Annotated in this window: 20 protein-coding genes and 1 other annotated feature; of the genes, 12 read left to right on the plus strand and 8 right to left on the minus strand. The window is 35.1% G+C overall.

What is annotated here, in order from left to right; all coding sequences use genetic code 11:
* The first annotated feature begins 71 nt into the window (after positions 1–71).
* Together D4A81_RS12360 and D4A81_RS12365 are read left to right on the plus strand one after the other, a co-directional pair.
* Complete coding sequence (locus tag D4A81_RS12360) at positions 72–1022, plus strand: hypothetical protein (protein WP_111525077.1); 951 nt, start codon at positions 72–74, stop codon at positions 1020–1022.
* Between the two features lie 118 nt (positions 1023–1140).
* On the plus strand, positions 1141–1779 hold the full coding sequence (locus tag D4A81_RS12365) for a hypothetical protein (RefSeq protein WP_111525078.1): 639 nt from the start codon (positions 1141–1143) through the stop codon (positions 1777–1779).
* A gap of 25 nt (positions 1780–1804) precedes the next feature.
* On the opposite strand, the gene D4A81_RS12370 is transcribed toward D4A81_RS12365, so the two are convergent.
* Together D4A81_RS12370 and D4A81_RS12375 are read right to left on the minus strand one after the other, a co-directional pair.
* Complete coding sequence (locus D4A81_RS12370) at positions 1805–2593, minus strand: TRM11 family SAM-dependent methyltransferase (RefSeq protein WP_111525079.1); 789 nt, start codon at positions 2591–2593, stop codon at positions 1805–1807.
* 10 nt (positions 2594–2603) lie between these two features.
* Positions 2604–3605 carry a DNA adenine methylase gene (locus D4A81_RS12375; protein WP_111525080.1) on the minus strand — a complete coding sequence of 334 codons (1002 nt, stop codon included), beginning with the start codon at positions 3603–3605 and terminating at the stop codon, positions 2604–2606.
* A 134-nt stretch (positions 3606–3739) separates the two neighbouring features.
* Positions 3740–3984, plus strand: a binding site (T-box leader).
* A gap of 64 nt (positions 3985–4048) precedes the next feature.
* Between D4A81_RS12375 and aroF the strand changes: the two genes are divergently transcribed.
* The 8 genes from aroF (at position 4049) to trpA (ending at position 11680) form a co-directional block, all read left to right on the plus strand.
* Positions 4049–5062 (plus strand): 3-deoxy-7-phosphoheptulonate synthase, encoded by a 1014-nt coding sequence (gene aroF / locus D4A81_RS12380; protein WP_111525081.1) that lies wholly within the window; start codon positions 4049–4051, stop codon positions 5060–5062.
* A gap of 9 nt (positions 5063–5071) precedes the next feature.
* On the plus strand, positions 5072–6535 hold the full coding sequence (gene trpE, locus D4A81_RS12385) for an anthranilate synthase component I (RefSeq protein ID WP_111525082.1): 1464 nt from the start codon (positions 5072–5074) through the stop codon (positions 6533–6535).
* Positions 6532–7098: an anthranilate synthase component II gene (locus tag D4A81_RS12390; protein ID WP_111525083.1), complete on the plus strand. Its 567-nt coding sequence runs from the start codon at positions 6532–6534 to the stop codon at positions 7096–7098. The genes trpE and D4A81_RS12390 overlap by 4 nt, the downstream gene beginning before the upstream one ends.
* Positions 7099–7329: 231 nt before the next feature.
* Positions 7330–8346 (plus strand): anthranilate phosphoribosyltransferase, encoded by a 1017-nt coding sequence (gene trpD, locus D4A81_RS12395; RefSeq protein ID WP_111525084.1) that lies wholly within the window; start codon positions 7330–7332, stop codon positions 8344–8346.
* On the plus strand, positions 8339–9142 hold the full coding sequence (trpC, locus tag D4A81_RS12400) for an indole-3-glycerol phosphate synthase TrpC (RefSeq protein WP_111525085.1): 804 nt from the start codon (positions 8339–8341) through the stop codon (positions 9140–9142). The genes trpD and trpC overlap by 8 nt, the downstream gene beginning before the upstream one ends.
* The gene (locus D4A81_RS12405; protein ID WP_111525086.1) at positions 9129–9740 is read left to right on the plus strand and encodes a phosphoribosylanthranilate isomerase; all 612 of its coding nucleotides are present in this window, start codon (positions 9129–9131) and stop codon (positions 9738–9740) included. The genes trpC and D4A81_RS12405 overlap by 14 nt, the downstream gene beginning before the upstream one ends.
* Positions 9727–10917, plus strand: coding sequence for a tryptophan synthase subunit beta (gene trpB, locus D4A81_RS12410; protein WP_111525087.1), 1191 nt, complete (start codon positions 9727–9729; stop codon positions 10915–10917). Before D4A81_RS12405 ends, trpB begins: the two co-directional genes overlap by 14 nt.
* Entirely contained in the window at positions 10910–11680 is a 771-nt protein-coding gene (gene trpA / locus D4A81_RS12415; RefSeq protein ID WP_111525088.1) for a tryptophan synthase subunit alpha, read from the plus strand. The genes trpB and trpA overlap by 8 nt, the downstream gene beginning before the upstream one ends.
* Positions 11681–11751: 71 nt before the next feature.
* On the opposite strand, the gene D4A81_RS12420 is transcribed toward trpA, so the two are convergent.
* A complete protein-coding gene (locus D4A81_RS12420) occupies positions 11752–12645 on the minus strand; it encodes an Rpn family recombination-promoting nuclease/putative transposase (protein WP_111525089.1) in 894 nt (297 codons plus the stop codon).
* A 424-nt stretch (positions 12646–13069) separates the two neighbouring features.
* On the opposite strand from D4A81_RS12420, the gene D4A81_RS12425 reads away from it, so the two are divergent.
* Positions 13070–17332, plus strand: coding sequence for a 2-hydroxyacyl-CoA dehydratase (locus D4A81_RS12425; RefSeq protein WP_111525090.1), 4263 nt, complete (start codon positions 13070–13072; stop codon positions 17330–17332).
* Positions 17333–17427: 95 nt separating this feature from the next.
* On the opposite strand, the gene D4A81_RS12430 is transcribed toward D4A81_RS12425, so the two are convergent.
* From D4A81_RS12430 to D4A81_RS12440, 3 genes are all read right to left on the minus strand, one after another.
* On the minus strand, positions 17428–18978 hold the full coding sequence (locus D4A81_RS12430; protein ID WP_111525091.1) for a hypothetical protein: 1551 nt from the start codon (positions 18976–18978) through the stop codon (positions 17428–17430).
* Positions 18953–19681: an ABC transporter ATP-binding protein gene (locus D4A81_RS12435; protein ID WP_111525092.1), complete on the minus strand. Its 729-nt coding sequence runs from the start codon at positions 19679–19681 to the stop codon at positions 18953–18955. The genes D4A81_RS12430 and D4A81_RS12435 overlap by 26 nt, the downstream gene beginning before the upstream one ends.
* Before the next feature lie 102 nt (positions 19682–19783).
* Positions 19784–20401 carry a TetR/AcrR family transcriptional regulator gene (locus D4A81_RS12440; RefSeq protein WP_111525093.1) on the minus strand — a complete coding sequence of 206 codons (618 nt, stop codon included), beginning with the start codon at positions 20399–20401 and terminating at the stop codon, positions 19784–19786.
* 378 nt (positions 20402–20779) lie between these two features.
* Between D4A81_RS12440 and D4A81_RS12445 the strand changes: the two genes are divergently transcribed.
* On the plus strand, positions 20780–21031 hold the full coding sequence (locus D4A81_RS12445) for a transcriptional regulator (RefSeq protein WP_111525094.1): 252 nt from the start codon (positions 20780–20782) through the stop codon (positions 21029–21031).
* 160 nt (positions 21032–21191) lie between these two features.
* On the opposite strand, the gene D4A81_RS12450 is transcribed toward D4A81_RS12445, so the two are convergent.
* Both D4A81_RS12450 and D4A81_RS12455 read right to left on the minus strand, forming a co-directional pair.
* On the minus strand, positions 21192–22031 hold the full coding sequence (locus D4A81_RS12450) for a nucleotidyl transferase AbiEii/AbiGii toxin family protein (protein ID WP_111525095.1): 840 nt from the start codon (positions 22029–22031) through the stop codon (positions 21192–21194).
* Positions 22028–22621 carry a type IV toxin-antitoxin system AbiEi family antitoxin domain-containing protein gene (locus D4A81_RS12455; RefSeq protein WP_111525096.1) on the minus strand — a complete coding sequence of 198 codons (594 nt, stop codon included), beginning with the start codon at positions 22619–22621 and terminating at the stop codon, positions 22028–22030. Before D4A81_RS12455 ends, D4A81_RS12450 begins: the two co-directional genes overlap by 4 nt.
* Positions 22622–22736 lie beyond the last annotated feature (115 nt).

Consider the following 22736-nt stretch of genomic DNA (forward strand, 5'->3'; position numbering starts at 1 on the left):
TTAATTTGTAATAATTGTTTGGATTTATACTTTATATTATCTAATGATTTGATTATAGAAAAGGAGTCTTTATGAAAAAAACATCTCACTTACTGATACTTTTAATACTTAGCATACTGCTTGTCGCATGTAGCTCATCTGAAAGTAAGAGGGAAGATACGAAGCCTGAAATAACCTCTGAAAATTCTTCAGATGAAAAAAACACTGCTGTGGCTTCCTCTAACCCAGTGGAAGAAACATCCTCTCAAAACGAAAGTCCTTATCCCATTAAAAACTATGTTGTTATTGATAAAGATAATTATTCAATAACTGTAGACAGTATGGGTTGGGATAATGTATCTAACCTTGCCTATCTTAATATTACACTGGAAAATAAATCTACTGATAAAACATATGTTTTTAATACCGAAGACAGCTTTATAAACGGATTACAGGTACATATACCTATGTTTGAGTCAGCTCAAGCAGGTTCAAAATCACAAGTAGTATGGTATCTTGATCCGTTAAATGAATCTATTACTGTTAAGGATATTACGGATATTGAAGCACTAATTCATGTTTATGAATATGATGGTAAGGAAAGTACTGAAATAGATACAGAAACAATTCATATTTATCCCTATGGTCAAGACAACACTACTACATATGTGTACGAACCAAAGGATACAGATAAAGTTCTTATCGATAATGATTATTGTACCATTATTCTTGTAGGATCAGATATGAATAATGTGAACTATATTCTGAAACTATATATTGTTAATAAAACAGATGAAACTATGAATATTAGCACCGGTGAAAATTATATAGACGGCAAGAAAATTAAAAATCCACCTTATTTCCCACTAATCAAACCGCAAAAAAGCACTTTTGAAACTATAGAATGGTCTGTTAGTACTATTACAGATCAAGATATAGATCCATCTAATATCTCAAATATAAGTTTTTTTGTAGATGCATATGCAAATGGGCACCTAAATGAAGAACATTTCTTTAAGGAAACTATCAGTTTTACACCATAGGTATATAAAACAAAACTTTTTGATAAGATCAGAACTATTGGTTCTCATAATGATAATGTTATAAATTCAGGTGATCTTTTATTGCTAAATTACAGTTAATAATATTAAAGGAGAGTATATGGGAATAAATAAATTTACAGAGCAACAACTTGAAAAAGATTTAAGAAGAACTATGGAGATTACTTCTCCTGATTGGAAAATGCAAAATAACTATTACGATAAAACCAGCAATTTTATTTATAGAATGAATTCATTAGACGAATGCTTGAGTGAAATCCAGCGTACAAAAGTAAATAAAGACTATGCACTTCATAGATGGTATAATTACATAACATCTACTAGATGTGAATATATTTTCTGTGAGTATGGTGCAGTACATGATAGTGATAAATTTAACCATGATATTGATATCTATATCGACGGTATTCCTTTTGATGTTAAACTGACGCTATATCCTGCAAAGCTATCTTCCAGACCTTATGATTTGTCTACTCGTAAAGGAAAGGATGATATGATTCGCTGGTATTATAGTCACCAGTCTCAAGAAAATCGAAAGCAAATTTTAAACCGCTTATATGTAGTTTGTGATGCCGACACTTACAAAGAATGTTTACTCATGAAATGTAACTTTAGTCTAATGCATAAACATATCAAAGATTTTATGAATTCTGTAAAGGTGCATGGTCTTAATGAAATAATAATTTCAGACAATGGTAAAGAGTATCATTTAAAAAGTGATATTATCCACATACATTAATGTTTAAAGGTGAAGCAGTATAAAACTACTTCACCTTTTTAAATACAAAAATATATTCATGTTTAAAAATATAAAAATCATTGGTGATGGCTCTATAACGCCATATTCCCTGCTGACTGGCCTTCCCCTTTGTTTCACCAAAGTTTTTTACCAATATAGCCTTTAATAAGAATCCCTTCTCAATAAATTTATTCATGCAATGAAATCCCAAAGGAATCACCTGACTATTCGCATATTTATCTCCTATAACACAGGCACAATATCTGTTCTTTTCAAGATATTTTGTTGAATTATCAATGACATCACCAAATCCTTCCAAAAAACTCTCCAAAGTTTCCATATTTGACAGATCGTTCCTATCCTCTGAAAACTTTATAATATCCCAATAGGGCGGATGAAGTATCACGAACTGTAACTTTTTGATTCCGATATTTTCCATCAAATCGTCCATATTTACAGTTCGGCTATTACCCAAAATCACTTTTGCAATACATTTATTCTTTGTTTCAGTTTGAATACGCCCATAAGCTTCCTCTAACACTTCAGGCTGTAACTCAATACCGATAGAGTTTCTATCCATTCTCTGCGCTTCAATCAATGATGTCCCACTACCCATAAAAGGATCCAAAATCCAATCTCCCTTTTTGGTATACCTAGCAAATAGCTGGTGTGGTATTTGTGGTACAAAGTTTCCATGATAATTTCCGGAATGTGCTCCGGAATTATCACGCCTATCTATTATCCACAGAGAGTCCGTATTGATATCTTCATACTCTTTCCATTTTTTAGGATCCAAATCATTATACTTTGCCATCAAATCACTCCTATTTTTTTATCAGACAGTGCAAGTATTCGGTTGTTGAGTTAGTCGCTATATTTCTATTTTCATCTCTGTCTGCCTTAAATCTCCTATACTCCTTTGTGAAGAATTTATATTCTCCGTATTTTGACATTATATCTTTTATATTGTCTAAGCTCATAAGTCCTTCATTATTGTAGCTTAAAAAGATATATTTAAACTGCACATTCTTTATTAAATCATCAAAGGTATCTATGACCATTCGCTTTGAACAAAATTTGCTCTTTTGATCTGTTGAATCTCTAAGTCCTGTTACACCATTAAGCTTTGGATAGTCATACCTGGCAATAGTTTCTAAAACATGATAATTTGAACAATACTGTCTGGCATTGTATGGTGGATCAAGATATAGTACATCACCACTTATTCTTTTAATAAGTTCATTGATGTCCTCATTGTATACTTCTCCTACGCTACCGGAAATTATTGGTAATAGCTCAAGTTGAAAACTTTTTTGTGCCGATTTTTTTATATGTTTTAAAAACGCTCCATATACAGACGCAGTATTTGCATATTTATCAATCGAATTTATTAGACTTGACAAATAATAAAAATAAAGATTATCACTTATTTCACCACTTTGATGTAGTCGTTCAAGTTCAATCCTCATAGCATCACATTTCATACCATTTTCATTAGTAAAATAATTTCTACCGGAGCCCGAGCCCTCACAGTAGTTTTTATAAATAAAACCTTCTACCGGAGTTAGAGCATTTAACTTATCAAGCAGCTCCCTGTCAAGTTCACAACTATTTTCAATAAAATGCTTATTCAATACATAGCTATAATACTGTATGTCATTAGCAATTACCTTACAACCTTTTGCCTTATATGTCTGCCCCACAATGCCTGTACCTGCAAACAAATCTCCAAAAATAAAATCATCACCATTCTTATATCCGGTAATCTTCTCTATAGTTGTTTCCAAAAAATCCAGTAGAGAATATTTTGAACCTATATAATTCATTTTTATCCTCCTGCCAAAAAGACATTATCATATTTAATTAAAAGAAACAATACAAATATAATGTCTATCTTTTTTCTTAACAAAATATTTTTTTATTGACATGCAAAAGTTTTTATATTAGAATTCAAAAAATAATCAAACCGTTGATATGGAGATAAAGTTAGTCATGACTTCACAGAGAGTCCGGGGAGGTGAGAGCCGGATAAGAAACAGTCTAGCAAATGGACCATGGAGGGTGTAGTCAAATGCCTCGGCAGAGTATACTACAACGTACGCATACGTTAGTTGCAAGGGATATGTAGGTATCCTAAAGTGCACAGGTCATGCTGTGAATCAAGGTGGCACCGCGATTTTTTATTATTGAAATTTCGTCCTTGACAAATATTAACCTTTTTAGGTTTTTATTTGTCAGGGACTTTTTTATTTACTACATAGGAGGACTTATGGTTTTTATTTTAAAAACAGGCATCAGTGAAGAGGCGATACAAAACTTTAGAAAAGAATTTGAAGATATAGGATTTGATACAATATATGCACCCGGAACAGAACATACAGCAGTTTGCTTAATCGGGAATACTTCAAAAATAGATATGGATACTATAGTGGCAACTCATCCGATAGTTGACTATGGAAAAAGGGTTACAGAAACTTATAAGGCTGCCGGTAGAACAGTTCATCCGGATGATACCATCATAAAGGTAAATGATATCAGTATAGGCACAGGGACATTTACTGTTATTGCAGGACCTTGCAGTGTGGAAACAAGTGAACAGATTACAAGGGTTGCAAGAAGCATAAAAACAAGTGGAGCTGTTATACTTCGTGGTGGTGCATTCAAACCAAGAACTTCTCCTTATGCCTTCCAGGGACTTGGTAAGGAGGGGCTGGACTTCTTAGAGAGTGCCAAGGCGGCAGTTAACATTCCTATTATATCAGAAGTTATGAACCAAACTCAGCTACCAATGTTTGAAAATGTGGATATTATTCAAATAGGTGCCAGAAACATGCAAAACTTTGACTTGCTTAAAGAAGTTGGAAAGTTGAAAAAACCTATACTTTTAAAGCGTGGACTTTGTAACACTATTGAAGAATTTCTTATGAGTGCTGAATATATCATGGCATCAGGCAATGAAAATGTCATACTTTGTGAACGTGGTATCAGAACCTTTGAAACTGCCACCAGGAATACTTTAGATCTTGGAGCAGTCGCACTTTTAAAAGAGAAAACCCATCTTCCGGTACTGGTGGATCCAAGCCATGCAGTGGGTATAAGATCACTTGTACCACCTCTTGCAAAGGCAGCACTTGCTGTCGGTGCTGACGGAATTATGATTGAAGTCCACAATGATCCTGCTAAAGCATTATGTGACGGTGCACAATCACTTGACCTTAAACAGTTTGATGATTTGATGGTTGAAATCAAAAAAAGAGTTGTACTTGAAGGAAAGACATTATAAAGGAGATTTATGTATTACCCTACTTTAACTGAAATAGAAAAGATAAAAGAAACTAAAGAATATACTCTCGCACCGGTCAGTATGGAAATATTATCTGACTTCATTACCCCTATAGAAGCTATACGGATTCTAAAGAAAGCATCTACACATGCCTATATGTTGGAATCAGCAAAGGCTAATGAGAGTTGGGGAAGATATACATTCCTTGGATTTGATCCCACGCTTTCTATAAGCTGCATTGAAAGCAAAATGAGTTTGGACGGTGAGGATTTTACCTGTAATGATCCTACCGGTTATCTTAGAGATTTGTTAAAAAAATACAAAAGCCCAAGACTCGCCTCTTTACCTCCTTTTACAGGCGGTTTGGTCGGATATTTTTCATTTGACTATATAAACTATAAGGAATCAAGTATAAAAAGAAATGTAGAAGATTCTGAGGGCTTTAAGGATATTGATGTAATGCTTTTTAAGGATGTTATTGTATTTGATCATGTAAAGCAAAAAATTATCCTCATTACAAATATTTCACTTGATAAAGATATTCCTATTGCCTATGAGGACGCTATTAAAAATCTTGAGAAAATAAAGAGTCTTTTATTTACAGGCGAAAAATCCTATGAAACAGGGAAACTACTCTCTGAAGTAAAGCCTTTATTCTCACAAGAAGAATTTTCAAATATGATCACAAAGGCAAAGTATCATATCAAGGAAGGTGATATCTTCCAGATAGTACTTTCAAACCGCCTACAGGCTGACTTTAGCGGAAGCCTTTTTGATACCTACAGAGTGCTTAGAACAGTAAACCCTTCACCGTATATGTTTTATTTTTCAGGTACTGATGTTGAGATTGCGGGAGCTTCACCTGAAACTTTGGTAAAGCTTGAAGACGGAATAATCCACACATTCCCTCTTGCCGGTACAAGATCAAGAGGAAAAACCGGGGATGAGGACCTTCTTTTGGAAGAAGAATTACTTGCTGATAAAAAGGAACTGGCTGAACATAATATGCTTGTAGATCTAGGCAGAAATGATCTTGGCAAGATAAGCAAATTTGGAAGTGTAAAGGTAGAAAAACTCCACTCTATAGAGAGATATTCACATGTAATGCATATAGGTTCTACTGTAAGGGGTGAAATAAGACCTGAAAATGATGCACTGGATGCACTTGAAGCTGTCCTTCCTGCAGGTACCCTCTCAGGTGCACCAAAGATTCGTGCCTGCCAGCTTATTGGTGAACTTGAAAATAACAAAAGAGGGGTTTATGGAGGGGCTATAGGATATATTGATTTTACCGGAAATATGGACACCTGTATTGCTATCAGGCTTGCATATAAGAAGAATGGAAAAGTATTTATCAGAAGCGGTGCCGGTATTGTAGCCGACTCAGAACCTGATAAGGAATATATGGAAAGCATAAATAAGGCAGGTGCTGTAGTAGACGCATTAAGAAAAGCTCAGGAGGTAAACAAATGATTCTATTGATTGATAATTATGACAGTTTTTCCTACAACCTGTTTCAAATGGTAGGTGAAATTCATCCGGATATAAAAGTAATAAGAAATGATGAAATGACTGTGGAAGAAATAAAAGCTCTTGCTCCCGCAAAGATTATTATCTCACCGGGTCCCGGAAGACCTGAGGATGCAGGCGTAATTATAGATGTAATAAAGGAGCTTGGACAAAGTATTCCGATCCTTGGAGTTTGTCTTGGACATCAGGCAATTTGTATGGCCTTTGGAGCAACAGTAACCTATGCCAAGGAGCTGATGCATGGAAAAGACTCTCTTACATATTTTGATACCTCCGGTACTATTTTTTTTAATTTACCCCCGAAGAGTAAGGTTGCCAGATATCACTCTCTTGCTGCAAGTAAAGACACCATTCCTAACGATTTAAAAGTGGTAGCAAAAACAGATGATGGTGAAGTAATGGCGGTAGAACATAGCAGCTACCCAATCTATGGAGTGCAGTTCCATCCGGAATCCATAATGACAGAATATGGAAAAGAAATGTTGAGAAATTTTATACAGAATTGAAATTTTAGCCATACATTATAGGTTTTATTTTGTAATCCCTGTAGCGATTAGTTCTTTCGCAAAAGCGAGATAGGATTAAGCAACCGAGGACTTGTTTGAGTGTAGTTCGCTGTTCTTCAAGCGAACAAACGAGTTCCGCAGGTTGCGTAAAATCCTACAAAGCTTTAAGAAAGAACTGCGATTGGGATTACAAACTTTAAAACCTATAAGATAATGAACTGAAAGGATAATATGATTAAGGAAGCTATTGTAAAGATTGTAAATAAAGAAGATTTAACTTTTAATGAAGCTTATGCAGTTATGAATGAAATCATGAACGGTGAGACTTCTCCTACACAAAATGCCGCATTTCTTGCAGCTCTTTCTACAAAGAGTGCGAAAGCGGAAACCACACAGGAAATCGCAGGTTGTGCTATGGCTATGAGAGAGCATGCCACTGCTGTTGATACAGATTTTGACCTCTTTGAAATAGTAGGTACTGGCGGTGATAATGCCGGAAGCTTCAATATTTCTACAACCTCAGCTATAGTAGCTGCTGCCGGCGGTATGAAAGTAAGTAAACATGGAAACAGAGCCGCTTCTTCCAAATGTGGTACAGCCGACTGTTTAGAGGCATTGGGCGTAAATATTGAAGAAGATCCAAAAAAATGCAAAGAGCTTTTGGAAAAGGTCGGCATGTGCTTTTTCTTTGCTCAAAAATATCATAGTTCTATGAAATATGTAGGTGCTATAAGAAAGGAGCTTGGATTTAGAACAGTTTTTAATATACTTGGGCCTCTTACAAATCCGGCAAAACCGAAGTGCCAGCTCCTTGGAGTATATGATGAATACCTAATAGAACCTCTCGCAAAAGTGCTTGTAGATCTTGGAGTTAAAAGAGGTATGGTTGTATATGGTATGGATAAACTGGATGAGATATCACTCTCCGCTCCTACTAAAGTTTGCGAAATAAAGAATAATTCACTACATACCTATGAAATCAAGCCCGAAGATTTTGGGATTTCCCGTTGTAAAAAGCAAGATTTAGTAGGTGGAGATCCTAAAGAAAATGCAGCAATTACTCTTACTATATTAAATGGTGAAAAAGGACCTAAGAGAGATGCCGTACTTTTGAATGCCGGAGCAGCACTCTATATAGGAGGTAAGGCAAACAGTATAATGGAAGGAATAAATCTTGCAAGAAATCTTATCGACAGCAAAAAAGCCCTTAAGATTTTGGAAGATTTTATAAGGATAAGCAATGAGTAAAGAAATAACCATTTTAGATACAATATCCACATACACAAAATGGAGAATTGAAGAACAGAAAAAAAATATTCCACTGTCCTTAATCAGAGCCGAGGCAGAAAAAATCATAGCCGAAAAGTTTATTTTTGAAAATACTTTAAAAAAGCCTGAGCTATCCTTTATATGTGAATGTAAAAAGGCTTCTCCATCCAAAGGAATTATTGCAAAAGACTTTCCCTATCTTGCAATTGCAAAGGAATACGAAGATGCAGGTGCAAACTGTATCTCAGTACTTACAGAACCTAAGTGGTTTCTTGGAAGTGATAAATATTTAAAGGAAATATCAAATATAGTCAATATTCCACTCCTTAGAAAAGATTTTACTATTGATGAATATATGATATATGAAGCCAAAGCAATGGGAGCTTCCTGTGTTCTTTTAATTTGCTCCATATTATCTGTGGAGGAATTGCAATATTTTAAAGACATATGTGATGATCTTGGACTTTCAACTCTTATAGAATGTCATGATGAATCTGAAATAGAAAAAGCCTTAAAGGTAAATGCTCGTATGATCGGTGTAAATAACAGAAATCTAAAGGACTTCTCCGTAAACACAGATAACAGTAAAAGACTTCGAAACCTTGTGCCTAAGGATATCTTATTTGTTTCTGAAAGCGGCGTAAACAGCCCTGAAGATATAAAAAATATTATTGATATGGGTGCTGATGCCGCTTTGGTAGGTGAAGTACTAATGCGTGCAGAAAATAAGAAATTCACTTTGGATTGGTTAAAGGGAAAATATGACAAAGATTAAGCTATGTGGCATGACAAGTGAAGATGATATCAAAGTGATAAATGAAGTATTACCTGACTATATCGGATTTGTATTTGCAAATAAAAGCAAAAGGTATATATCCTTTGATATAGCAAAATTATTAAAATCAAAACTTGACTCAAGAGTAAAGGCTGTAGGTGTATTTGTAAATGAAGATATCGAAAACATAATTTATTTAGTCAAAAACAATATAATTGATATTGTACAGCTCCATGGAAATGAAGATGACGACTATATAAATAAATTACGGACAAAGATAAATTCACCTATAATATATGCCTATCAGATAAAATCAAAAGCTGATATAAAATCAATAAATAAGGAAACGGATTTTATTTTATTGGATGCCGGTGCCGGCTGTGGGAAGACCTTTGACGAAAATTTACTTGATGGTTTTGATAGAGAATATTTTTTAGCGGGTGGGCTCTCCATAGGTAATGTAAAAGAAAAAATAATGAAACTACATCCATTCGGTGTGGATGTAAGCTCAGGAATAGAAACTGAAGGCAAAAAAGATGCCGCTAAAATGAGAAAATTTGTAAGTTTAGTAAGAGAGGTGAAAAATGACAGATATTAAAGGAAGATTTGGAGTTCATGGTGGACAGTATATACCTGAAACTCTTATGAATGCAGTGATAGAATTGGAAAAGGCTTATAATCATTACAAGGATGATCCGGAATTTAACAGAGAGCTTAATTATCTCTTAAATGATTATGCCGGAAGACCTTCAAAGCTTTATTTTGCAAAAAAAATGACGGAGGACCTTGGTGGTGCAAAGATTTATTTAAAGCGTGAAGACCTTACACATACCGGTGCACATAAGATAAACAATGTTCTTGGGCAGGCACTCCTTGCAAAAAAGATGGGCAAGAAGAGACTTATCGCTGAAACCGGTGCAGGTCAGCATGGAGTAGCCACAGCAACCGCAGCTGCTTTAATGGGTATGGAATGTGTAGTATTTATGGGTGAAGAAGATACTATCCGTCAAGCATTAAATGTATATAAGATGAGGCTGCTTGGTGCTACAGTTATCCCTGTAACAAGCGGAACAAAAACCTTAAAAGATGCTGTTTCAGAGGCTATGAGAGAATGGACAAGTAGAATAGATGATACTCATTACTGCCTCGGTTCTGTAATGGGACCTCATCCATTCCCTACTATAGTTAGAGATTTCCAGGCCATAATCTCAAAGGAGATCAAGGAGCAAATACTAAAAAAAGAAGGCAAGTTACCCGATGCTGTACTTGCCTGTGTAGGCGGCGGCTCAAATGCCATAGGTAGTTTTTACAATTTTATTGAAGACAAAGATGTGGCACTTATCGGTTGTGAAGCTGCAGGAAAGGGAATTCATACATTTGAAACAGCTGCTACTATCAATACAGGAAAACTTGGTATTTTCCATGGTATGAAGTCCTATTTCTGTCAGGATGAATATGGTCAAATTGCACCTGTATATTCCATCTCTGCCGGACTTGACTATCCGGGTGTAGGACCTGAGCATTCTTATCTTCATGATATAAAAAGAGCAAGCTATGTACCTGTAACGGATGATGAATCAGTAGAAGCATTTGAATACCTCTCTAGGATGGAAGGTATTATACCTGCTATAGAGTCTGCTCATGCCGTCGCTCATGCCATGAAAATAGCACCTACTATGAGCAAGAATCAAATTATTGTAATCACCATCTCAGGAAGAGGTGATAAAGATTGTGCCGCTATTGCAAGATATAAAGGAGAAGAATTACATGAATAAGATATATGAATCATTAAAAAATAAAAAGGCATTTATTCCATTTATCACCTGTGGAGATCCGGATGTAGCAACTACAAAGTCTGCCATACTCGAAATGGTAAAAAATGGAGCTGATCTAATAGAAATAGGTATACCCTTCTCTGATCCTACAGCTGAGGGCGTAGTTATACAGGGTGCAAATATTCGTGCACTTGCAGGTGGTATTACAACTGATAAAGTATTTGATATGGTCGTAGAACTTAGAAAAGAAGTAACTATTCCGCTTGTATTTATGACTTATGCCAATGTAGTATTCTCATATGGCTCAGAAAAGTTTTTTGCTAAATGTAGTGAAGTAGGCATTGACGGTATTATCCTCCCTGACATTCCATTTGAAGAGAGAAATGAATTCCTCGATATATCAGAAAAATATAATATTGATCTTATCTCTCTTATTGCACCTACATCTGATGATCGTATTGCAATGATTGCCAAAGAAGCCAGGGGATTTTTATATATCGTATCAAGCCTTGGTGTAACCGGAACCAGAAGTGAGATCACTACAGATTTAAGCTCCATAGTAAAGATAGTAAGAGAAAATACTGATGTTCCATGTGCTATAGGTTTTGGTATTTCAACTCCGGAACAGGCTAAGGAAATGAGTCAAATAGCAGACGGAGTAATCGTAGGTTCAGCCATTATCAAGCTCTTAAAACAGTACAAAACCGAAGCTCCCAAATATATAGGTGCATATGCAAAAGAAATGAAAGAGGCGATGTTATAGGATATTAGTTACAGTTCAAGTACTATATGCAAAGGGGCTGCCAAAGGCAGCCCCTATATAATTATACTTTATCAATTTTTCTTTAAATACTTTTCAAAATCTTCAACACTCATATTTGCCCTTAGTGCCGCTTCATAACTACTTAGTATTCCATCATTTACCAGTGATATAAGAGTATTTATTGTACCTCTTTTAATACCCTGTTCAATTCCTTTTTCTATTCCTTTTTCTATTCCCTTTTCTATCCCTCTAGCTTCTACTCTATCCAGTACTTCACACATATTGACCTTCTCCTTTCCCTTCAAATAGTTTATAGTCTCTTCAAATCTATTATCTCCTGTCATTGCCGACATTAATGTTAAAAGCTCCTCCACATGCTCAATGGTAGTTTCATCAGCTGTATAATCTCTGTTTACCCTCATCTGGTAGAGGTAATCCGCCAGTATCCTAAAATCACTTTTAAACAAATCTATCTTTTCTCTATTCAGATATGCTATCTCAAATAAGTTTATCTTAAAATCATTTACATATGGCTTGATGTCTTCATCTATATCCAGAACCTCGAAAAGCGTTTTGGGATAGTTCCATTCCTTTTCATATCCCAGATACAGCACCAATGTAATCACCGGGTACTTTGCCTTATCATTATTTTCTTTTCTGCTTTGCTTTACATACTCTGTGCCGTCATATCCAAAGACTCGAAGTGGCATCAGTTTATTTGGTATTGTCTGATTTTCCAATCCAAATAATGCTACATTAATTTTACTTCTACGCCAGTACTTTGCTATATCCCTTTCCTGTGATCTGACCCTTCCGTCAATCTTTAACATACTCATCGGCAATGCGTCAATAAGTGTAGATTCTTCTACTACATCTCTCCCATTAAATAAAAGTACATTTAAAATATCAGCAAATACATCATTGTACTTTTCAAGTACTTTCTGAGTTATGTCTTTATCTTTCATATCTCCTCCTTATTATACCAAATTTTTTTTAATATTGGATTATTCTTTGAACTTTTTGAAACTTAGAATTTTTAGAATTTCGAACCGATTCTGATGCTATAATTTTACAATATGTATGTCTAAAATACAATAAGAAACTTTTTTAAGATTCAATAAATATAGCTTAAAAAGTCACAGTTATAACCAATTTTACATTACTTAACTTACTTTTAACCTCTTATTCATTGCCTTATTCCTAGCAATATGCTATGATATAAAATCATGTTTTTACATGTGTGGTTTTGTGTGCAATTTTATTTTTCAAAATAAAAGGCATGTTCAAGCTACTGATTTTAACAGATTGTAAGGTATAATCCTGCAACTGGGTTTCACAGGGGTATGACCCCACATTGTATAATCACAAGCTTATAAAAGAGGTTATAATATGCAAAACACAGAAAAAACCTATGTACTAGGTATAGATATAGGTTCTACTACTGTCAAGATTGCTATTTTAGATAGCAGACATGAAGTAGTATTTTCAGATTATCGCAGACATTATGCGAATATACAGGGGACTTTGGCAGCACAGTTATCGGATGCTTTTGAAAAGATCGGAGAAGTGAATATCATTCCAATGATTACCGGCTCAGGTGGTCTTACTCTTTCAAAACATCTAAAATCCACATTTGTACAGGAAGTTGTCGCAGTAGCAACTGCACTAAAAGCCGTTGCTCCACAAACTGATGTAGCAATAGAGCTTGGTGGAGAGGATGCCAAAATCATCTATTTTACAGGCGGCATAGATCAGAGAATGAATGGTATCTGTGCCGGTGGTACAGGAAGTTTTATCGATCAAATGGCTTCCCTACTTCAGACTGATGCTATAGGACTTAATGAATATGCCAAAAGTTATAAGTCTATTTATCCTATAGCTGCCAGATGTGGAGTTTTTGCAAAAACTGATGTTCAACCACTTATAAATGAGGGTGCTACCAGAGAAGACCTTTCAGCTTCTATTTTCCAAGCTGTGGTAAATCAGACTATTTCAGGGCTTGCCTGTGGTAAGCCAATCAGAGGTCATGTAGCATTCCTTGGCGGTCCGCTGCACTTCCTTTCTGAGCTTAAACAGGCATTTATAAGAACACTAAATCTTACTGATGAATATATTGTAGATCCTGACAATTCACATCTTTTTGCAGCTATCGGTGCTGCACTGAACTGCGAAAGTACTGACGCTATGATTGGTATCTCAGATCTTATAAACAAGCTTAAAGAAGGTATTGAGATGGCACATGAAATTGCCAGACTTGATCCTTTATTTACAGATGAAGCAGACTATAAAGAGTTTAGCAGTAGACATTTCGGTCACAGTGTAAAAACCGCAAATATTGAGGATTATAAGGGTAATATATTCCTTGGAATAGATGCCGGTTCAACTACTACAAAGATTGCTTTAGTAGGTGAAGACGGAAGCTTGCTTTGGAATTTTTATTCAAATAATAACGGTTCGCCACTGGCTACAGCTATCTCAGCTATCAAGTCTGTTAAGGAAAAAATACACCCTGAAGCAAAGATAGTATATTCATGTTCTACCGGATATGGAGAGGCTCTTCTAAAAGCTGCATTTATGCTTGATGAGGGTGAAGTAGAAACCATTGCACACTACTATGCAGCAGCATTCTTTGAGCCTAAGGTCGACTGTATACTTGATATCGGTGGTCAAGATATGAAATGTATTCGTATCAAGGACGGTACTGTAGATTCAGTACAGCTAAATGAGGCTTGTTCTGCCGGTTGTGGTTCATTTATAGAGACATTTGCCGGTTCTTTGAACTTCTCAGTGCAAAACTTTGCAAAAGAAGCATTGTTTGCAAAAAATCCTGTAGACCTTGGTACCAGATGTACCGTTTTTATGAACTCAAATGTAAAACAGGCACAGAAAGAAGGTGCTACTGTAGCTGACATTTCATCCGGACTTGCATATTCCGTTATAAAAAATGCTTTATTCAAGGTTATAAAGATCTCAAATGCTGCAGACCTTGGAAAGCATATAGTTGTGCAGGGTGGTACATTCTATAATGATGCTGTACTTCGTGCACTTGAAAAGATCTCCGGCGGCTTTGTTACCAGACCTGATATTGCCGGTATAATGGGTGCTTTCGGTGCTGCTCTTATAGCAAGAGAAAGGTACGAGGGCAAGCAGACTACTATGTTACCTTTAGATGAGATTATATCATTACAGTATGATACATCTATGACCAGATGTCGTGGTTGTAATAACAACTGTGTAATGACAGTCAACAAATTTGAAGGTGGTAGAAACTTCATATCAGGAAACAGATGTGAAAGAGGTCTTGGTAAGGACAGAGTTAAAAAGGATGTTCCAAACCTCTATGAATATAAATATAATCGTATGTTCGGCTATGAACCGCTCACCGCTGACAAGGCATTTAGAGGTACTATCGGTATTCCAAGAGTTTTGAATATGTATGAGAACTTCCCGTTCTGGGCTGTATTCTTTAGAAACCTGGGATTTAGAACTGTACTCTCTCCTATGTCAACTAAGAAAATATATGAGCTGGGCATTGAATCTATCCCAAGTGAGTCGGAATGTTATCCTGCAAAGATCACTCATGGACATATTTCATGGCTTATAAAGAATGGCGTTCGCACAATATGGTACCCATGTATACCATATGAAAGAAATGAACAGCCTGATGCCGGAAACCATTTCAACTGCCCTATCGTTACTTCATATGCTGAGAATATCAAGAATAATGTAGAAGAGATCAGAGAAACAAATACCAGATTCTTGAATCCTTTCATGGCATTTACCAATGAAGAGGTACTTACAAATCAGCTTATCAAGGTAATGAAGCAAGAGTTTGATATAAACGAAAGAGAGGTAAAGTTCGCTGCACATGCGGCATGGACAGAACTTATTCAGTCAAAGAAAGATATTGAGCGAGAAGGCGAAAAAACTATCGAATGGCTACATAAGAACAACCGCCATGGTATAGTTCTTGCAGGAAGACCTTATCATGTAGACCCTGAAATACATCATGGTATTCCTGATATGATAACTTCATTTGGTATTGCAGTACTCACAGAGGATGCGGTTTCTCATCTTGCCAAGATAGAAAGACCTGTTATCGTAAGCGATCAGTGGATGTATCATTCCAGACTATATGCTGCTGCAAGTCTTGTAAAGCAGGATGACTGCCTTGATCTTGTACAGCTAAATTCCTTCGGTTGCGGACTTGATGCCGTTACCACAGATCAGGTGAGTGATATACTTACAGGCTCAGGAAAGATCTATACCGTGCTTAAGATTGATGAGGTAAACAACCTAGGTGCCGCAAGAATTCGTATTCGTTCACTTATTGCTGCACTACGTGTAAGAGATAAGAAAAACTTTGAAAGAAAAATACACTCTTCCGCTTATCACAGAAAAGTGTTTACCAAGGAGATGAAGGACGAATATACCATTCTTTGTCCACAGATGTCTCCTATACATTTTGACCTTTTAGAGCCGGCACTCAATGCTTTCGGATATCATGTAGAAGTTTTACAAAATGATTCACGCTCTGCCATAGACTGCGGTCTTAAATATGTAAACAATGATGCCTGCTATCCTTCATTGATAGTTGTAGGTCAGATAATGGAAGCATTACTTTCAGGAAAATACGATCCTAATAAGACCGCAATATTTATGAGTCAGACCGGTGGTGGATGTAGAGCCAGCAACTATATAGGTTTTATCAGAAGAGCACTTGAAAAAGTCGATATGGCACAAATTCCTGTAATTTCTGTAAATGCCAACGGTATGGAAACTAATGAGGGATTTAAGATGACACCTGCAATGGTTATTAAAGCTATGCAGGCAGTTGTATATGGTGATCTCTTTATGAGAGTTTTGTATGCTACCAGACCTTATGAGAAGGAAAAAGGTGCTGCAAACAGACTTCATAAAAAATGGAGAAATCGTGTTATAGATTCTCTATCTGTTAAAAAACCTAATTTCGGTGAGTTTAAGAGAAATATTAGAGGTATTGTAAAAGACTTTGATAATCTTCCAAGACTCAATATTAAGAAGCCAAGAGTTGGTATAGTTGGCGAGATTCTTGTTAAGTTCTCTCCACTTGCTAACAATCATATAGTCGAACTTCTTGAAAAAGAAGGAGCAGAAGCTGTAATGCCTGATCTCTTAGATTTCTTACTATACAGCTTCTATAATAGTAACTTTAAGGCTGAACATCTTGGTATGTCAAAAAAGTCTGCATTTATGGCAAATGTAGGTATCAAGGTACTGGAAGCACTAAGAAGTGATGCAAGAAAGGCACTTGAAAAGAGTAAACATTTTATTGCACCTTCAAGAATCGATCATCTTGCAAATATGGCAAAGGACTATGTATCTGTCGGAAATCAGACCGGTGAGGGTTGGTTCTTGACCGGTGAGATGCTTGAACTTATAGAGACCGGCACTCCAAATATTGTTTGTACACAGCCTTTTGGTTGTCTGCCAAACCATGTAGTGGGTAAGGGTGTTATAAAGGAACTCCGCCGTTCACATCCTGAGGCAAATATCATAGCGGTAGACTATGATCCCGGAGCTTCAGAAGTAAACCAGCTAAACAGAATCAAGTTGATGCTGGCTACAGCACAGAAGAATCTTAAAGAACAGAATAAGAAGGTTATATCATAATATGAAAAAGAAGCTTCCGGATATACTATATCTGTGTAGCTTCTTTTTTAAGAATGATTTTCGTAGTATTATAAACTATTTATTTCCTTATTAAATTAAATAAATTTTGAATTGCTCAAATTTTTATAAACCACACTTGAAATAACAAGTAAAAAAATCGATGTCGCTTGCAATGTATATGTTATCATAAGATTTAAAACTAAATAAAGAAAAATCGGAATAATGAGTGCAACAATCCCTATAAGCCCGGATAAAATAACAGGCATACTCTGCTTTACTACTATCATTTCACTTTCCCAATTATAGTTGGGGTATTTTTTATTTAAGGCAACTCCCGTCACTGTTATAAAAAGCGAATAGCATATAGGAACAATAATCAGGTTAAGTATTTGAATAAAGTTCATATCAAGTTTTAATATGAATACAAATACTGAAATTATATATCCTATCATATGAAGTGTAAGGTTTAGCGCTATCTTTGAATTTAATATTGTTTTTACCTTAACAGGAGAACTTTGTAAAATCCAAATATTTTTTCCTTCTAAAGATATGGCTGAAGCTGCCGGACAACTGATAACCAACATAGCCGCAATAAAAAGCGGAGACAGATTTGAAAAATATTCATTTATATTTTCAATTTTCACATACCTTCCAATTTGTTCCACGGGATTAAACAACAAAAATATACTGAAAACACATAAAAGTATCACTCCAAACCCTGCATTCAACACCTCCATATAAGAGTTTAAAAATCGACCCGCTTCTTTTTTATATAGGGCAATAAATACCAGTTTTCTCTTATATGTTTCTTTGTTGTCGGTATATCCGGGTGTTGTTTTCGCAAGAGTATTAAGCAGTCTATACTTCACCGAAACAATTTTTATAAATATATAAAAAACTGCTGTTGAAAGAAAAATAAAAAATCCTTCTCCAATGTACATAGGGAAATTATAATATTGCATAAACAGCTTAGATATCGGATACAGTCCTGTGATTTGCTTGGCAAGTGTAATACCGATATTGTTTTCATTACCCATGGCTGTTACTGCAATATATCCTATTGCACCTATCATTGCAAATGAAAAAATCAGAGCAACAATATTTTTTCTTTTAAAAAAAGATGAAATGACAACGATAATTATCCCCATACATGCCGCTATACACATAGGTATCAACGGCACAAACAATATAGAAAGAAAAAACAGAATAATATCAACTGCCCCTAAGCTTTCACTCCCTACCCAAACAATTCCTCCAGGAAGCATAAACATCAAACCTATAAAAAAGTTCAATAAATACATAAACATGAATTTACTGCTTATGATATACAATCCTTTCACAGGCAAAGATAAGAGTGCTTCCATATCATGGCTGCCAAATAAAATCCCGTTAGAATAAAATATTGTCAAAAATAATATAGCAAAACTTGATACCGCCAACATATATGCGGGTATCAATTCCTGCTGCCCTACTTGCACCAGCGTTTTTGCTGTCATGATATTATATATACAGGAAAATACAAAAAGCACAGTTATTCCAAAGCTTGTAATACTACCGGAGCTTTTATTATTTTTCGAATATCTGATTTCGTTTATCGGAAAGAAATTATATATTTGCACTCTAATAAGTATCCACAATTCTCTCATTATCCTCTACCTCCATAAAAAAAGCTTCCAAGGATTTATCTCCTTTTACATCTCCTATATTACCGCTTGTTATTAACTTCCCGTTTTTTATAATTGCAATCTTATTACATAATTTTTCTGCAACTTCCAATACATGTGTTGAAAAGAAAACAGCTCCACCGTTTGACACACATTCATGCATTATACTCTTCAAACAAAAAGCCGCCTTCGGATCGAGTCCAACGAAAGGTTCATCCAAAATAAACAACTTCGGATCATGTACCAGTGCTGAAATAATTGCCGTTCGTTGTTTCATACCATGTGAATACGAAGATATCAATCCTGAAAGATACTTTGTCATCTCAAATAAATCACTGTACTTTTGAATTCTTTCTTTACGTATTTCAGTAGAAACTTCAAACAAGTCAGCAATAAAATTTATATACTGAAACCCTGTCAAATGTTCATAAAGGTCGGGATTATCCGGAATATATGCCATCATTTTTTTACAAATCACAGGTTGTGATTTAATTGAATGCCCGCCAACGGTTATACTTCCACCTTCAAAGTCATGAATGCCGACTACCGCTTTTATTGTTGTGGTTTTTCCGGCTCCATTTGCCCCTATAAAACCATAAATATCTCCGGACTGTACAGAAATTGACAGGTTATCGACTACTTTTTTATCTCCGTAAAATTTACTGAAATTCTTTATCTCCAACATAATTCTCCTTTATTGACAAATTGTCAGTTATTCTTTAAAATAAACGACAGCATATTATCAGCTGTCGATTTTTTTATGTATATAAAAATCAATCTCTTATCTTTAATCTCTAAAGAGCCTTTTCGCATTTAAACTTTGTTCAAGCATTGTCTTAAATGCATTTAAGTAATTATTGACAGGTTCTTTTTTTGAACATTTTATGCTCATGTTATTTGATACAAAAACATATGCCGTCATAAGAAACTCTGCCGTTTCTGTCGGATATTTTACAGAAAAACTCTTTTCCGCTATCCCTTGATTTATAATTTTTTCAAAATATACTGTAAGCTTTTCAACCAGCTTATGGGATAACTTATCTATCATATATTGATTTTCTTTAAGTTCAACTGTTTTTTGCAGTACCGTATCCTCTGCAGTAATATTTTGTGAAGATATAATTGTGATATCTATAAAAGACCTGATTTTTTCTATAGCGGATTTATCTTCATCATAGACGATACTGTAAATATCTTTCAACAATCTCTCTGAATATCTTTCTACAAGACAATATAAAATATCCTCCTTATTTTTGAAATGATAATATAATAATCCTCTTGATATATTTACTTTATCGACTATATCCTGAGTTGTTGTATTGGTATACCCCTTCTCCATAAAAAGTATCATTGCAGCATCCATAATCTCGGTACGCCGTATTTCAGGTTCTTTTACATCTCTCATTTTATACCTCCGCTCATTCATATGATATACTTTAACTGACAAGTTGTCAATCAATTTTTGTGTATCTCAACGCAAAATACCTGCAAAGCAGATATAATCTACAATGCAGGTAAGGGTATTTTGTCATCCATATTATCAGCCCTTTTCGCTACTATTTTAAATTTTGGTAGCGAAAAAGTAAATTATTCCGGGCTTTCTACTTTTTTATTTCTTCCACTAATATATGTATTGTAGATGCCGGATACATTTCAGACGGCTTCTTATTTGTATTTTTAACACATATATTATAGTTCTTTAACTATACCTTTAAATTTGTAGTTCTGACCTATATATGCTATCATTCAGATATGCTTAAAAAAGAATTTAAGGAGAGTAATAATGGCTAATATTAAATTTGATGATTATTTAAATGATGAGCTAAAAAACAATGACTTCAAAAACGGATACCTGAATGAAAAAACTATTTTAGAAAGCTCTCTCAATCTTGCAAGTACCGGACTGCCTCAAAGACAACTTACTGAAATATTTCATGTTTCAAAATCTACAATTGAAAGAATTGAATGTGGATGTAATACCGGTATAGAAACAATAAATAAACTTGCAATTGGCAAAAAACTTACTACCCGTTAATATAAAATACTATTTTTATAGTTTCAAAACGAAATGCAAATACAATCCAAAGCCGCTAAAACACAGGGTTTGAAGTGTATTCTATATTTCAAAACTGTCAAAGACAGAACTATATAAAAAATATCTCATTTTCAGGAACAATCTACAATATCGATATTTTTTACTCAACCATTGTTCTTAATGTTCTCGTGCTTTCTATTACATCATCCCATTCTAATGCACCTACGTAATAGTTGGTTTTTCGGTAGGTCTTCCATTGCTGCTTCATCACTTCATCATCAGCAATCTTATTGATAACATCATCTATCGTCACAATCCGCTCAGTAGACTTTCGTCTCTTACATGTAGCATAAAATGCAGATTTCATTGTATCTCTGTCAATAGTCACTACATCTTGCTCAAGTAAAACATGTATATCATAGAAATCTCTCATCCTTGTATTAGCTTCAGCTCTTACCATGATGGTTTCAAGTTTTTCTGCAAGAAGTGTCTCCAAATTGTACACCCAAAGATTAATTGATCTGTCCTCAATAATGAATGGTAACTTATATGCTACTGCTCTCGGCGTAATCTCATCGCCTGTTGAGATATCGACCTTAATGGTCTGTTTTAACTTATCCATCATACATTCTATCATAAAACGAATACCTTCATACTCGTGACCTTCCATAATATCCTGTACCTTGGTTATACGAAAAGCAACTCCGTCCTCTAGTTTAACTGCTATTATTTCTTCCAAAATCTTCTGTGCTGACCTCTTATTTAAAGGAAGTGATTTTACTGTAGTATCTACATCCATAGTTGAACGCATATCCACACCTACCAGAGAAGATACTAAAAGTCCTCCCTTCAACACAAAGTTGTCTCTATATTGTGATAAAGAAACTCTCTCCAAAAGTCGCTCCATCAGATATATTCTTAGTATTATCTGCGATTTGTCACTGTCACCACCTGCTTTATTTTTTATCTTTGCCTTTACAGCTGTAGCATTTTTAATCATAACAATACCTCTGCATATTGCCTCACCTTATCTGAGACCCCCATAATACCTGCATATTCCATGAGATTATGAATATTTTTTTCACTATCTGAAAAATATGATGTCAAAGCCTTTTGGAATACTTGAATATCCATTCTTTTCTTATTCTTGATAATATCACATATACAACGCTCTTTGTCGTAGATTCTCACAGTATTACCGGTAAAAGTCTGCGCCTTTGTCAAGCCCAGATCTAACCATTCCTGTCTTACCGTATGTACTACAACACCGCTATCTTTTAGATGTTTCGCATTATAACCTCGTCCAACAGTAATTACCGGTGAAAAAGGCTCTCTGTCGGAAAGATTATGAATATACAGGGCTGTTTCATGGGAAAAAACAATTTTTCTATTCCTTAGCTGAATCGAATAAAGTCTGTCTTCCCATGCATCAGGTGAAATGTATATTCCGGGTGCAATCTTTTCCATTTCATTTTTACGGACATAATCCAAAACAAAATACTTTGACAATCCTTCATTTTGAGCTTCAACCAGTCTAATATAACCGTTCCGTTCTTCAAGTAACCTATCAATAATATTTCTTTCATCCATATTCTCAACCTCTTTCGCTACAATTTTAATTTTTTGTAGCGAAAAAGTCAATATAAATATAAAAAAGCAGAAACCCCAATCTATGAAGTCTCTGCCCATTTATTATCTTTAAAAT

The organism is Lachnoanaerobaculum umeaense (assembly GCF_003589745.1).
GTDB classification, from domain to species: Bacteria; Bacillota; Clostridia; order Lachnospirales; family Lachnospiraceae; genus Lachnoanaerobaculum; species Lachnoanaerobaculum umeaense.

Bases quoted from the DNA above. Each gene is read 5' to 3' on its own strand.
- D4A81_RS12450 (WP_111525095.1), bottom strand. From the start codon at position 22,031: ATGATTAAAAATGCTACAGCTGTAAAGGCAAAGATAAAAAATAAAGCA.
- aroF (WP_111525081.1), top strand. From the start codon at position 4,049: ATGGTTTTTATTTTAAAAACAGGCATCAGTGAAGAGGCGATACAAAAC.
- trpE (WP_111525082.1), top strand. From the start codon at position 5,072: ATGTATTACCCTACTTTAACTGAAATAGAAAAGATAAAAGAAACTAAA.
- D4A81_RS12365 (WP_111525078.1), top strand. From the start codon at position 1,141: ATGGGAATAAATAAATTTACAGAGCAACAACTTGAAAAAGATTTAAGA.
- trpD (WP_111525084.1), top strand. From the start codon at position 7,330: ATGATTAAGGAAGCTATTGTAAAGATTGTAAATAAAGAAGATTTAACT.
- D4A81_RS12440 (WP_111525093.1), bottom strand. From the start codon at position 20,401: ATGAGAGATGTAAAAGAACCTGAAATACGGCGTACCGAGATTATGGAT.
- D4A81_RS12375 (WP_111525080.1), bottom strand. From the start codon at position 3,605: ATGAATTATATAGGTTCAAAATATTCTCTACTGGATTTTTTGGAAACA.
- D4A81_RS12425 (WP_111525090.1), top strand. From the start codon at position 13,070: ATGCAAAACACAGAAAAAACCTATGTACTAGGTATAGATATAGGTTCT.
- D4A81_RS12430 (WP_111525091.1), bottom strand. From the start codon at position 18,978: ATGAGAGAATTGTGGATACTTATTAGAGTGCAAATATATAATTTCTTT.
- trpC (WP_111525085.1), top strand. From the start codon at position 8,339: ATGAGTAAAGAAATAACCATTTTAGATACAATATCCACATACACAAAA.
- D4A81_RS12445 (WP_111525094.1), top strand. From the start codon at position 20,780: ATGGCTAATATTAAATTTGATGATTATTTAAATGATGAGCTAAAAAAC.
- trpB (WP_111525087.1), top strand. From the start codon at position 9,727: ATGACAGATATTAAAGGAAGATTTGGAGTTCATGGTGGACAGTATATA.
- D4A81_RS12435 (WP_111525092.1), bottom strand. From the start codon at position 19,681: ATGTTGGAGATAAAGAATTTCAGTAAATTTTACGGAGATAAAAAAGTA.
- D4A81_RS12390 (WP_111525083.1), top strand. From the start codon at position 6,532: ATGATTCTATTGATTGATAATTATGACAGTTTTTCCTACAACCTGTTT.
- trpA (WP_111525088.1), top strand. From the start codon at position 10,910: ATGAATAAGATATATGAATCATTAAAAAATAAAAAGGCATTTATTCCA.
- D4A81_RS12420 (WP_111525089.1), bottom strand. From the start codon at position 12,645: ATGAAAGATAAAGACATAACTCAGAAAGTACTTGAAAAGTACAATGAT.
- D4A81_RS12370 (WP_111525079.1), bottom strand. From the start codon at position 2,593: ATGGCAAAGTATAATGATTTGGATCCTAAAAAATGGAAAGAGTATGAA.
- D4A81_RS12360 (WP_111525077.1), top strand. From the start codon at position 72: ATGAAAAAAACATCTCACTTACTGATACTTTTAATACTTAGCATACTG.
- D4A81_RS12405 (WP_111525086.1), top strand. From the start codon at position 9,129: ATGACAAAGATTAAGCTATGTGGCATGACAAGTGAAGATGATATCAAA.
- D4A81_RS12455 (WP_111525096.1), bottom strand. From the start codon at position 22,621: ATGGATGAAAGAAATATTATTGATAGGTTACTTGAAGAACGGAACGGT.